The organism is Aliidiomarina sedimenti, from assembly GCF_003986955.1.
Classification (GTDB): domain Bacteria; phylum Pseudomonadota; class Gammaproteobacteria; order Enterobacterales; family Alteromonadaceae; genus Aliidiomarina; species Aliidiomarina sedimenti.
In genome coordinates this window covers 20,440-32,203 of record NZ_PIPN01000002.1, presented here as the reverse complement: position 1 = coordinate 32,203, position 11,764 = coordinate 20,440, and the positions used below count along the sequence as shown (strand labels likewise).

11 protein-coding genes are annotated in these 11,764 nt (G+C 54.0%); 10 read left to right on the top strand and 1 reads right to left on the bottom strand.

Going from position 1 to position 11,764, the window contains the following annotated elements:
- Positions 1 to 2 precede the first annotated feature (2 nt).
- From murD to lpxC, 9 genes are all read left to right on the top strand, one after another.
- Entirely contained in the window at positions 3 to 1,355 is a 1,353-nt protein-coding gene (gene murD, locus CWE12_RS04760) for a UDP-N-acetylmuramoyl-L-alanine--D-glutamate ligase (protein WP_126788550.1), read from the top strand.
- The gene (ftsW, locus tag CWE12_RS04755) at positions 1,342 to 2,589 is read left to right on the top strand and encodes a cell division protein FtsW (RefSeq protein ID WP_198675695.1); all 1,248 of its coding nucleotides are present in this window, start codon (positions 1,342 to 1,344) and stop codon (positions 2,587 to 2,589) included. Before murD ends, ftsW begins: the two co-directional genes overlap by 14 nt.
- Positions 2,586 to 3,671, top strand: coding sequence for an undecaprenyldiphospho-muramoylpentapeptide beta-N-acetylglucosaminyltransferase (gene murG / locus CWE12_RS04750; protein WP_126788549.1), 1,086 nt, complete (start codon positions 2,586 to 2,588; stop codon positions 3,669 to 3,671). The genes ftsW and murG overlap by 4 nt, the downstream gene beginning before the upstream one ends.
- Positions 3,668 to 5,149: a UDP-N-acetylmuramate--L-alanine ligase gene (murC, locus tag CWE12_RS04745; RefSeq protein WP_126788548.1), complete on the top strand. Its 1,482-nt coding sequence runs from the start codon at positions 3,668 to 3,670 to the stop codon at positions 5,147 to 5,149. Before murG ends, murC begins: the two co-directional genes overlap by 4 nt.
- Positions 5,146 to 6,072, top strand: coding sequence for a D-alanine--D-alanine ligase (locus tag CWE12_RS04740; RefSeq protein WP_126788547.1), 927 nt, complete (start codon positions 5,146 to 5,148; stop codon positions 6,070 to 6,072). Before murC ends, CWE12_RS04740 begins: the two co-directional genes overlap by 4 nt.
- Before the next feature lie 5 nt (positions 6,073 to 6,077).
- Positions 6,078 to 6,803 carry a cell division protein FtsQ/DivIB gene (locus CWE12_RS04735; protein WP_126788546.1) on the top strand — a complete coding sequence of 242 codons (726 nt, stop codon included), beginning with the start codon at positions 6,078 to 6,080 and terminating at the stop codon, positions 6,801 to 6,803.
- A gap of 43 nt (positions 6,804 to 6,846) precedes the next feature.
- A complete protein-coding gene (ftsA, locus tag CWE12_RS04730; protein ID WP_241972342.1) occupies positions 6,847 to 8,055 on the top strand; it encodes a cell division protein FtsA in 1,209 nt (402 codons plus the stop codon).
- Positions 8,056 to 8,124: 69 nt separating this feature from the next.
- Positions 8,125 to 9,315 (top strand): cell division protein FtsZ, encoded by a 1,191-nt coding sequence (gene ftsZ / locus CWE12_RS04725; RefSeq protein WP_126788947.1) that lies wholly within the window; start codon positions 8,125 to 8,127, stop codon positions 9,313 to 9,315.
- Positions 9,316 to 9,459: 144 nt separating this feature from the next.
- Positions 9,460 to 10,374 carry a UDP-3-O-acyl-N-acetylglucosamine deacetylase gene (gene lpxC, locus CWE12_RS04720; protein ID WP_126788545.1) on the top strand — a complete coding sequence of 305 codons (915 nt, stop codon included), beginning with the start codon at positions 9,460 to 9,462 and terminating at the stop codon, positions 10,372 to 10,374.
- Positions 10,375 to 10,445: 71 nt separating this feature from the next.
- On the opposite strand, the gene CWE12_RS04715 is transcribed toward lpxC, so the two are convergent.
- On the bottom strand, positions 10,446 to 10,760 hold the full coding sequence (locus tag CWE12_RS04715) for a DciA family protein (protein ID WP_126788544.1): 315 nt from the start codon (positions 10,758 to 10,760) through the stop codon (positions 10,446 to 10,448).
- Positions 10,761 to 10,790: 30 nt separating this feature from the next.
- On the opposite strand from CWE12_RS04715, the gene CWE12_RS04710 reads away from it, so the two are divergent.
- Positions 10,791 to 11,720, top strand: a complete 930-nt coding sequence (locus CWE12_RS04710; RefSeq protein WP_126788543.1) for a peptidoglycan DD-metalloendopeptidase family protein — start codon at positions 10,791 to 10,793, stop codon at positions 11,718 to 11,720.
- Positions 11,721 to 11,764 lie beyond the last annotated feature (44 nt).

The following is an 11,764-nucleotide window of genomic DNA, read 5'->3' as shown; positions in this document are numbered from 1 at the left end:
TTATGGACGTGAAGGCGGCTTTACAGGGGTATGAACGCATCGGCGTTATCGGTCTTGGCATGACCGGGATGTCGGCTGCGCGCTTTTTAGCGGCGCACGACGTCGCACCTGTATTGTTTGATACCCGTCCACAAGGTTCTGAGCAGTATCAGCAGGCAACCGATTTAGCGCACTACGAATGCTATTTGGGTGAGCTTAAACTTGAAGACCTGCTTGGCCTGGATCTGGTCATTGTCAGTCCGGGTCTGGCATTTACTGCCCCAGCGCTGCTGATGGCACGCGATGCCGGGGTCGAGTTTATTTCCGATATTGAATTGTTTGCACGGCTGGTTGATGTTCCCGTGTTAGCGGTGACCGGCTCGAACGGTAAATCGACCGTGGTCAGCCTGACCACCCATATTCTGCGCCAGTGCGGGCGCAATGTCGGTCTCGGTGGCAATATAGGTATCCCGGCGCTGGAGTTACTCGATCAGGGCCATGACTGCATTGTTCTCGAGTTATCAAGTTTTCAGTTAGAGCAGACTTACAGCTTACGCCCGGCAGCGGCCTGCGTCCTTAATGTCAGCGCTGACCACATGGACCGTTATGCGGATCTGGAAAGCTACGCCCGGGTTAAAAACCGGATCTACCGTAAAGCCGATATGTGCATTTACAACCGTGATGATGCGCTCAGCGTGCCGTTACGTCGTCGTCAACTGCAGCATTTTATCAGTGTTGGTTTACACGCAGACGAGCATAACCTGACAGTTGAGATGGTCGACGGTGAGGAATTCATCGTTTTTGCCGGACAGCCTCTGCTGGCGGTGTCGAGCATGCCAATGCCGGGTGATTACAACAAGCTCAACGTACAGGCAGCGCTGGCTCTGGTAGCGGCTTTGGGCACAGATCTTGAGTGTGCTGCAGATGCGGTGGCCAGCTTTGAACCGCTTCCGCATCGCTGCCAGCAGGTAGCCAATGTGGACGGTGTGCGTTGGGTCAATGACTCCAAGGCAACCAATGCAGGGGCTTGTATTGCGGCTATCGAAGGGTTGCGCGGCGATGTCAGCGGCAAGCTGATTCTGATAGCTGGCGGTGACGGTAAAGGGGCTGATCTGAATGTATTGAAAACGCCTTTGCAACAGGTAGATGTGCTTATTACCCTTGGCCGTGACGGCAGCAAGATCGCAGCACTGAAACGCGGTGCGATCGAGGTCGAAGGCATCGAAGAAGCGGTGCGTGAAGCGGCCAGACATACCAGCAAAGATAGTCTGGTTTTGTTATCGCCAGCGTGCGCCAGTCTCGATATGTTCCGCGACTACCAACAACGTGGTGATGTATTTACTGCCGCGGTGGAGGGGCTGTATGGCGACGCGTGAGCAACAACTGGAACTGCAGATGCCGGTTCGCGATGGTGTGATGACGCGCGTTCGCCACTGGTATCATCAACAACAGTCGGTGCTGTTATATGACCGGCAGTTACTGCTCATTATGCTCGCTCTGGCGGCGATTGGTCTTGTTATGGTGAGCAGTGCATCGATGCCCGTGGGCGAGCGGCTGACCGGTAACCCATTCTATTTTGTGATTCGCCATGGGTTTTACCTTGCATTCAGCATGGCAGTGGCCATGGCCGTGCTAACTCAGCCGATGTCACGCTGGGAGGCGATCAATGGCTGGCTGTGTCTGGCTGCTATCGTCATGCTGGTCGCCGTGCTCTTCGTCGGCCATACGGTGAATGCTGCGACCCGCTGGATCCGGATTGGTCCAATGACCCTGCAAGTCGCTGAGTTCGCCAAGTTGTTCTTCTTTATCTTTCTGGCCAGTTACCTGCACCGTCGGCATGACGAAGTGCGAAAAAATATTAAGGGCTTTCTTAAAGCGCTGGCGCTGTTAGGCCTGATTAGTATGCTGCTGCTGGCGCAGCCCGACCTGGGGACCGTGGTGGTAGTGGCAATGACCAGCATGGGCATGTTGTTTCTGGCCGGTGCCCGCATTACCCAGTTCTTTGGCGTGGTGCTGACCCTGCTTATTGCGCTGCTGGCGCTGATTATTTTCGAACCCTACCGGATGCGCCGGGTGACCTCTTTCTGGAACCCGTGGGAAGATCCTTTTGGCAGTGGCTACCAGTTAACCCAGTCGCTGATGGCATTTGGTCGCGGCGACTGGCTTGGTCAGGGTTTGGGCAATAGTGTGCAGAAGTTACAGTATCTGCCGGAAGCCCATACCGACTTTATTGTCTCGGTGATGGCCGAGGAGTTAGGTTTTATCGGTGTGTTGATTACGGTAACATTGCTCTTTGCGCTGGTGATAAAGGCGCTGTTTCTGGGGCAACGTGCGTTGCGTCAAAAACGGGCATTCAGCGGCTATCTGGCGCATGGAATTGGCATCTGGTTTGGCTTTCAGACCATGGTCAACGTGGGTGCCGCCGCCGGTATTATTCCTACCAAAGGTTTAACCATTCCGTTTATCAGTTACGGTGGTAGCAGTCTGTTGGCGATGACCATCGCACTGGCCATTTTGTTGCGTATTGATTACGAGCTTCGGGTTGGCTACCGAGCCAGCCCGGCGAAGAAAAAAAGCGCACCGCGGCGGCGTAAGGTGGTGCACTCATGAGTAAGCAAGTGGTGATCTTTGCTGGCGGCACCGGCGGGCATGTGTTTCCGGCGTTAGCCGTGGCCCGCCAGTTACGTGATGCGGGGTATCAGATTAGCTGGGTTGGCACCGAGCAGAAAATTGAAGCGCGAGTGGTCCCGGCAGCAGGTTTTGAGTTTCACGCGATGTCGCAGCAGGGGTTGCGCGGGCGTGGTGTAGTCGGTTACCTGAAAGCCCCTTTCGTGTTAAGTCGCGCGGTGTGGCAGGCAGCCCGGCTGTTAAAACGGTTGCGTGCCGAGCTGGTGCTTGGTTTTGGCGGTTATACTGCAGGGCCAGGTGGGGTGGCAGCGAAACTGATCGGCGTGCCGTTGTTAATTCATGAGCAGAACGCGGTACCCGGGCTGACCAATAAATTATTAGCAAAGATCGCTAATCGGAGCTTGCTTGGATTTGAAATTGCGCGTAAAACCCTGCCCTCAGCAGAGTGGGTTGGTAATCCGGTACGCGAGGAGGTTTTCACCCTCAACCGGGGCGTTGAACGCGCTCACCAGGCCATTCGTATCCTGGTTGTTGGCGGTAGTTTAGGCGCCCGGGTGCTGAATGAGCGCGTACCGCAAACACTGAGTCAGTGGCGGGGTGATGCCATCCGCGTTACCCATCAGGCAGGACAGGGCAACCGTGACCAGACCCTGCAGGCCTATCAGCAGTGCCCGCCAACGGTTGAGGTGGAAGTGCTTGAATTTATTGAGGACATGGCGGCGGCATACGCCAGCCATGATTTAATTGTTTGTCGCTCCGGGGCGTTAACCGTGGCGGAAGTGGCAGCGGCAGGCATTGCCAGTGTGCTGGTGCCTTTTCCGCATGCAGTGGATGACCATCAGACGCGCAATGCCGAAGTGCTGGTCATGCAGCACGCTGCGGTACTGATGCCACAGACGAAAATGACGGCGGAGCATCTGCTTGCCACCCTGGAAGAACTGACAGCGGTGCCGGATAAGCTTCGTCAAATGGGCGAAAATGCACGCAAAGTCGCGCAACCTGAGGCGACGTCACTGATTGTGCGCCATTGTCAGCAGTTAATGAAAGAGCAGGTAGTAGTATGAGTGAGATCAGAAGCGGCACCGACCGCCAGCCATTTACCGTGATCAGTGTGCCTGAAATGCGCCGCGTTAAGCGGATCCATTTCGTTGGCATTGGTGGCGCGGGCATGGCCGGGATTGCCGAAGTGCTGCTCAATCAGGGCTACCAGATTTCCGGCTCCGATATTGCTGAGAACGCCAATACGCAGCGACTCCGTCAGTTAGGCGCCTGTATTAAAATGGGCCACGATGCTGAGCATGTTAAAACCGCCAGTGTGGTAGTGGTCTCTTCCGCCATTAAAGCGGATAACCCGGAATTAACGGCCGCCAGTGAGCAGTTGATTCCGGTTGTGCGTCGCGCCGAGATGCTGGCCGAACTGATGCGTTTCCGACATGGTATTGCGATTGCCGGCACGCACGGCAAAACTACCACGACCAGCCTGATTGCAAGTATTTTTGCGGCGGCTGAACGTGACCCGACCTTTGTTATTGGCGGTTTGCTGAATAGCGCCGGCAGTAACGCACGGCTGGGTAGCAGCAAGTACCTAATCGCGGAAGCGGATGAAAGTGATGCCTCGTTTTTGCATCTGCAGCCAATGGTTTCCGTGGTGACCAATATTGAAGCGGACCACATGGACACCTATGAAGGTGACTTCAGCCGGGTCCAGGATACGTTTTTAGAATTCCTGCATAACCTGCCATTTTACGGCCTCTCGGTGATGTGTATTGACGACCCGGTTATTCGTAAATTGCTGCCGCAGGTGGGCCGTCAGATTGTTTCGTATGGTTTTAGCGAAGACGCCGATGTGCGGGCACTGGATTACACCCAAACCGGCAACGAAAGTCGCTTTACCGTGCAGCGTAAAGGGCAGTCACCATTGTCGGTGGTGCTCAACCTGCCGGGTCGGCACAATGTTCTGAATGCGTTGGCGGCGATTGCGGTGGCAACGGACGAAGGGATCGAAAACAGTGCGATTGAGCAGGCGCTACTTAACTTTGAAGGTATTGGCCGGCGCTTTCAGCACTATGGCACGTACCCGCTTGGCGATGGTGACGTGATGCTGGTTGATGACTATGGCCACCACCCGAGTGAAGTGGCAGCCACCATTGCAGCGGTTCGTTCGGGCTGGCCTGAACGTCGCCTGGTGATGTGTTTCCAGCCACACCGTTACAGCCGCACCCGCGACTTGTATGAAGACTTTGTTGAAGTGCTTGGACGAACTGACGCATTGCTGTTGCTGGAAGTTTATGGCGCGGGCGAAGAGCCGGTTGCAGGCGCTGACAGCCGTTCACTGTGCCGTTCGTTACGACAGCAGGCGGGTCTGGAACCAGTCTATGTGAAACAGGTTGATGAACTGGCCAGTCGCCTGGCGGACATCGTCCAGCCCGGCGATATCGTCTTAACGCAGGGCGCCGGCAATGTTGGTGGTCTGGCGAAAGTACTGGATGCCCAGTCGTTGAACCCGGAACAATTGCGTCAGCAGTCGGGAGGCAAGCAATGAGTGAATCGCTTTCCTTTGGCAAAGTAGCAGTGCTTGGCGGCGGCAATTCGGCAGAGCGGGAAGTCTCCCTGCGCTCGGCGGCGGCTGTCTGTAAAGGTCTGCAGCAAGCAGGAGTGGACGCTCACTTCGTTGACACCGCAGAGACCGACGTACTGACGTTGAAAAACGTCGGCTACCAATGTGCGTTTATTGCCTTGCATGGTCGTGGCGGCGAAGACGGGCATACCCAGGCGGTATTGGAGGCGATTGATTTGCCTTACACCGGTAGCGGTGTGATGGCTTGTGCGCTGGCAATGGATAAAGCGCGAACCAAATATTTATGGCGTGGCATCGGCTTACCGACTGCGGCGTCGAGAGTACTGACAAAAATCGATCTGAACGAGAACCTGGCCAACGTGCTGGCTGAACTGGGCGGCAAAGTCATGGTCAAGCCGAGCCAGGAAGGGTCGAGTGTTGGCATGGCGAAGGCGGAAAACGCGGAGCAGCTTCAGCATGCATTGCAGCAAGCGTTGCAATATGACCAGGAAGTGCTGGTGGAACAGTGGCTGGATGGGCCGGAATACACGGTCGCGGTATTGAATGGCGACGCATTGCCGGCAATTGAAGTGCGGACACCGCATGAGTTTTACGATTATGCAGCCAAGTATCAGGACAATACCACCGAGTACATTTGTCCTGCTCCGATCAGCGCCGCACTTGAAGATGAGTTGCGTCGTGTCGCGGTCAAGGCGTTTGCTGCCGTCGGCGGCAAAGGCTGGGGTCGGGTTGACTTTAAAACCGATACGCAGGGCGACCTGCAATTGCTGGAAGTGAACATGGTCCCGGGGATGACAGAGAAGAGCCTGGTACCGATGGCCGCTCGTCAGCAGGGAATGAGCTTTAGCGACCTGGTTGTGCGGATTTTACGTAGCAGCCAGGAGTGAGACTGATGGCAGTCGACTGGCGCGAAGTTCGATGGGACTTTTGGTTCGGCCTGCTCAGTCTGGTGCTGTTGCTGGTTGGGATCTATCTGGCCGGGAACTGGGTTTACCGGGTGCTGATGGACGAGCAACAGGTCCCGCTGGACGCGATAGTGCTGCAGGGTGAGCTGGTCTATACCAGTTCCGATGAAGTTCGCGATGCGCTGGTGGCAGGCGAGGTAGGTAGCTTTTTTGGCGCCGATATGACGACCCTGAAGGCGCGGGTTGAAGCTCTGCCGTGGATATATAGTGCGGCGGTGCGCAAGGAATGGCCAGGACGGTTACGGATTTTCCTGGTCGAGCAGGTGCCGCTGGCAATTTGGAACGACGATGCGCTGGTAAACCGAGACGGCGAAGTATTTTCCGGGCGGGTTGAACAAGTTGAGGACTGGCTTCCTCATTTGTACGGACCGCCAGCAGATATTGACGAAGTAATGCGTCAGTACCTGAGAATCGATGAGCTGTTGCAGTTGAACGGCTACCGGATTGATGAACTGAGCGTGACCGAGCGATTCTCGGTCAGTGTCGGACTAGAAGGGGGAATTACCCTTCACTTAGGGCGTGAAGCGCGGCTGCAACGCATTCAACGCTTTATTGATTTACATGAACGTTTGCAGCGGGCCGATGACAGAGACATTGACTATGTCGATTTACGGTATGACACAGGTGTCGCCGTAGGTTGGCGTGAAGAATGAGAGAAGTGAGTTAACCGTGATCGTGAAAACAGAAGAAGACAAAATGATTGTCAGCCTGGACGTCGGGACTAGCAAAGTGGTCGCGCTGATCGGTGAGATGTTACCCGACGGTGAACTGAGTGTGGTCGGTGTGGGTGTAACCGCTGCCCGCGGCATGGACAAAGGCGGCGTCAACGACCTCAACCTGGTAGTGCAGTCAATTCAGCGTGCGGTTGATGAAGCCGAACTGATGGCGGATTGCCGGGTGTCTTCGGTGTACCTGAATATTTCAGGGCGTCATGTGGGTTGCCAGAACGAAAACGGGATGGTGCCGATCAACGAAACGGAAGTAACTCAGGACGACGTGGAGAGTGTGATTCACGCAGCCAAGTCAGTCCCAATCGCCCAGGAGCGGCGCATTCTGCACGTGCTGCCGCAAGAATATGTGATTGATTCGCAAGAAAGTATCAAAAGCCCGATCGGTATGTCCGGGGTACGGATGGAAGCGCGGGTACATATTATTACCTGTGCCAACGACATGGCGAAAAATATTCAGAAAGCGGTCGAACGTTGTGATTTGAAAGTTGAGTCCTTGATTTTCTCGGCGGTGGCCTCAAGTCATGCGGTTTTAACCGATGATGAGAAAGAGCTTGGCTGTGCCCTGGTCGACATGGGCGGCGGCACCATTGATATCTGCCTGTTCTCAGGCGGCGTGTTGCGCCATACCGCGGTCATTCCGGTGGCCGGCAACCAGGTCACCAATGATATAGCGAAAATATTTCGTACGCCGCTGAGCCACGCAGAAGACATCAAGGTGCAGTACGCCTGTGCACTGCGCCAGATGGTTAGCCAGGAAGATAATATTGAAGTACCGTCGGTGGGCGGACGTCCGTCGCGGACCATGTCACGTCATATTTTGGCCGAGGTGGTTGAACCTCGTTACCAGGAACTGTTCGAACTGGTGCGTGACGAAATTCAGAAAAGTGGATTGGATGAGCAGATAGCGGCCGGTGTTGTGTTGACCGGAGGGACCGCGAAGATGGAAGGCGCGCTGGAATTCGCCGAAGAAATCTTTCAGATGCCGGTGCGTTTAGGCACCCCGCTGAATATCAAAGGGCTGACCGACTATGTCAGCGATGCAGCCTATGCAACCAGCATTGGCCTGCTACGCTTCGGGCAGCTGAAATTGAATGAACAGTTAAAAGAAAAAGAACGCAAGGAAACCAGCAAATGGTGGAAACGAATCCAGAGCTGGTTTAAAGGCGAGTTCTAAGCGCCTTAGAAAAAGATCGTAATGGGGTAACAACAACTAGCAGGTAAGTGGAGAAAAACAATGAGTAGCATGTTTGAGTTAATGGACAATTACGAGTCCGATGCGGTCATTAAGGTGATCGGTGTCGGTGGTGGCGGTGGTAACGCCGTTCAACACATGGTCAGCGAATCGATTGAAGGCGTGCAGTTTATTGCCGCCAATACCGATGCGCAGGCGCTGCGTCGACATGAAGCAGATGTCACTATCCAGCTGGGTGTGGATGTCACTAAAGGCCTGGGTGCAGGCGCTAACCCTGAAATTGGTCGTCTGGCTGCGGAAGAAAACCGCGAAGAGCTGGCGCGCCAACTGCAAGGGGCCGATATGGTGTTTATCGCCGCAGGCATGGGCGGTGGTACCGGAACTGGTGCAGCACCTGTGGTAGCAGAAGTTGCTAAAGAATTAGGCATTCTGACCGTTGCAGTAGTGACCAAGCCGTTTCCGTTTGAAGGGAAGAAGCGGATGGCGTCTGCCGATGCAGGTATTGCTGCACTGGCTGAGCACGTCGATTCACTGATTACCATTCCAAACGAAAAACTGCTTAAAGTACTGGGCCGCGGAACCAGCTTGCTGGATGCCTTTAGCGCAGCGAACAACGTTTTGTTAGGCGCGGTGCAGGGTATTGCTGAATTGATTACTCGTCCGGGCTTAATCAACGTCGACTTTGCTGACGTGCAGGCAGTTATGCGTGAGATGGGTACCGCGATGATGGGTACCGGCGTCGCTTCAGGTGAAGACCGTGCGCAGGAAGCCGCGGAAATGGCGATCAACAGTCCGTTGCTGGAAGATATTGATCTGTCTGGCGCGCGTGGCGTATTAGTAAACGTCACTGCGGGCATGGATATGAGTATTGAAGAGTTCGAAACGGTCGGTAATACGGTCAAGTCGTTCGCTTCTGATAACGCGACCGTGATCGTGGGAACCGTGATTGACCTGGAAATGTCAGATGAATTACGGGTCACCGTGGTTGCGACGGGTATTGGCGCAGAGCGCAAGCCGGATATTTCACTGGTTAACACACAGAAACCTGAAGGCAGCGGCAGCCGTACCAGCAGCAGTGCAAGCACTGGCAGCTACGCGAGCAGTAAAGAAGCCACCGCGCGCGCTTATAAAGAGCAAAGCGAGACTCAGGAGTCACTGGAAAAACCAGCTGCGAAGTCAAAGCCGTCAACGGATGCTGACTTTCTTGATATCCCAGCGTTTTTACGTCGACAAGCAGACTGATACGAATGGTTATTGATTGACCATTGCTGTGTTATTTGTTATAGTGCTCGGCCGCCCTTACTGGAGCGGTTAGTACACTTTCCCCAAGCGCAAGTAATGCGCAAAATAAAGTTGGGGCATGCAGCAAGTGAAAGTGAGGTTTTTATGATTAGACAACGTACGATACAGCAAGCGATCAGCACTACAGGTGTTGGCTTGCATAAAGGCAATAAGGTCAATTTGACGTTGCGTCCCGCAGCGGCAAACTCGGGCCTGTTGTTCCGTCGTGTCGACCTCAACCCGGTGGTGGAAATTAAAGCATCACCTGAACTGGTACGCGATACCCGTATGTGTACCTGTTTAATCAACGACGACAACGTTCGCGTGTCGACGGTTGAACACTTGCTGGCCGCAATTTCAGGGATGGGTATTGATAATCTGATCATTGAAGTGGACTCCCATGAAATTCCAATCATGGACGGTAGCTCGCACCCGTTTATTTACCTGCTGCAGTCTGCGGGTGTGCAGGAACAGATGCTACCGAAGAAATTTGTCCGGGTGAAAGAGAAGGTGCGCGTGGAAGATGGCGACAAGTGGGCGGAACTGTTACCCCATAACGGGTTCCGCATCGACTTTGCGATCGACTTCGAGCACCCTGCAATTGCCGATACCAATCAGATGGTATCGATGGACTTTAGTAGCCAGAACTTCATTAAAGATATCAGTCGTGCCCGCACGTTCGGTTTTATGAAAGACATTGAAACCCTGCGCGCAAATAACCTGGCGCTGGGCGGTGGCTTTGAAAATGCGGTGGTGCTCGACGAGTTCCGCGTATTAAACAGCGACGGCCTGCGGTATGACGATGAGTTTGTGAAGCATAAAATCCTTGATGCGGTGGGTGACCTGTACATGAGCGGTCACAGTATCCTGGGCCATTTACGTGCCTACAAATCAGGTCATGCGTTGAACAATCAATTACTGGTTGCCTTGCTGGAAAATCAGCAGGCCTGGGAATTTACAACCTTCGAGGAAGAGCGGGTCGAGTCTCCAATTAGTTACCTGCAACCCGTACTTGCTTAAGGTCTTGAATAGTATTAAAAAAAGCGGTGTCCCTAAAGGACACCGCTTTTCGCATTTTAAGGCAGGCGAAATTAGCGGCGCTGGCTAAACCCAGGGTCCACTTTGATTTCGGTCGCATGGACAGGTTGTTCTAGAAATTGATTGAAATAATCAATAAGATGGGGCTCTAACATGCGAAGCCGTGGAATCCAGGCCGCGCTGGCGACAGCGATTTTAATAACGCCCTGAGATACCGCGGTACAACGACAAAAAGGCGCTAAGTCCGCAGGCAGAGACTCCTGCCAGACGCGTTGCCATAGCTGAAACTGCTCCGTGCGTTGCTGCACCGAGCTCAGGCGGCTTTGTTGCATAATTTGGCGAATGTCTCGCGCTCGCTTGCGGATCATTTTGTTCTCGGCACAGAAAAGAGTATTAGCATGAGTTTATCAATTATTTATCGTGGCAGGAAAGTGAAGTTCGGACTACGGTTCTCGCGTCGACGTTTGTTGTCGCTAGCCGGTCTGAGTGCATTTCTGGTTGTTAGTTATTATCAGCCATGGGCCAGCGACGGTTTGGATGCCACCTATGCGCAGCATCGCATTAGCGACGAGAAGCAGCAACTGGCTTTACAAAGTGAAGCTGTACGCGAAGTGCGTCGTCACGCTGAGCAGGAACTGATGGCGATGACCATGCGGGTTGGTGAGATGCAGTCACAACTGCTGCGCCTGGAAGCCTTGGGCCAACGGTTAACAGAAGTAGCTCAGCTCGAACCTGGTGAATTCAATTTCTCACAACCAATGCCGGTCGGTGGTCCTGAAGTTACCGTTGCCGAATGGCCGAGTGACACTGAGCATTCGGTGTTAAATGACATCGATGCGATGCTGGGGCAGCTGGAAGAACGACAAAAACAGCTTCGCCTACTTGAGTCTGTGATGGTTAATCACCATATGAATGATGAGAGACAAATTGCAGGGCGCCCGATTACGACTGGTTGGTTGTCTTCACCCTACGGTATTCGTAAAGACCCTTTTAATGGGAATCCGCGGATGCACCGGGGAGTTGATTTTGCCAGTTCAGAAGGCGCACCCGTGGTGGTCACCGGCGCAGGCATTGTTACCTTTGCGGGTCGTCGTGCTGGATACGGGAATCTGATCGAAGTTGACCACGGTGGTGGACTGCGAACTCGTTACGCCCACATGAGCCGGATTGATGTTAAGGTGGGCGACGTCGTCACCCGTGGTCAGTCGATTGCCGCGGTTGGTAATACAGGCCGCTCAACGGGGCCGCACGTACATTATGAAGTAATAGAAAACGGGCGCCACGTAAACCCCAGTAGCCATGTGCAACGCCGTCTGGCTTCACAGTAGAAGCAAACAGACACTACTTATAACGGATTTAGGACAGATAAGAA

Excerpts from the sequence above, each read along its gene's own strand:
- murD (WP_126788550.1), top strand. The coding sequence starts at position 3 with ATGGACGTGAAGGCGGCTTTACAGGGGTATGAACGCATCGGCGTTATC.
- ftsW (WP_198675695.1), top strand. The coding sequence starts at position 1,342 with ATGGCGACGCGTGAGCAACAACTGGAACTGCAGATGCCGGTTCGCGAT.
- murG (WP_126788549.1), top strand. The coding sequence starts at position 2,586 with ATGAGTAAGCAAGTGGTGATCTTTGCTGGCGGCACCGGCGGGCATGTG.
- murC (WP_126788548.1), top strand. The coding sequence starts at position 3,668 with ATGAGTGAGATCAGAAGCGGCACCGACCGCCAGCCATTTACCGTGATC.
- CWE12_RS04740 (WP_126788547.1), top strand. The coding sequence starts at position 5,146 with ATGAGTGAATCGCTTTCCTTTGGCAAAGTAGCAGTGCTTGGCGGCGGC.
- CWE12_RS04735 (WP_126788546.1), top strand. The coding sequence starts at position 6,078 with ATGGCAGTCGACTGGCGCGAAGTTCGATGGGACTTTTGGTTCGGCCTG.
- ftsA (WP_241972342.1), top strand. The coding sequence starts at position 6,847 with ATGATTGTCAGCCTGGACGTCGGGACTAGCAAAGTGGTCGCGCTGATC.
- ftsZ (WP_126788947.1), top strand. The coding sequence starts at position 8,125 with ATGTTTGAGTTAATGGACAATTACGAGTCCGATGCGGTCATTAAGGTG.
- lpxC (WP_126788545.1), top strand. The coding sequence starts at position 9,460 with ATGATTAGACAACGTACGATACAGCAAGCGATCAGCACTACAGGTGTT.
- CWE12_RS04715 (WP_126788544.1), bottom strand. The coding sequence starts at position 10,760 with ATGATCCGCAAGCGAGCGCGAGACATTCGCCAAATTATGCAACAAAGC.
- CWE12_RS04710 (WP_126788543.1), top strand. The coding sequence starts at position 10,791 with ATGAGTTTATCAATTATTTATCGTGGCAGGAAAGTGAAGTTCGGACTA.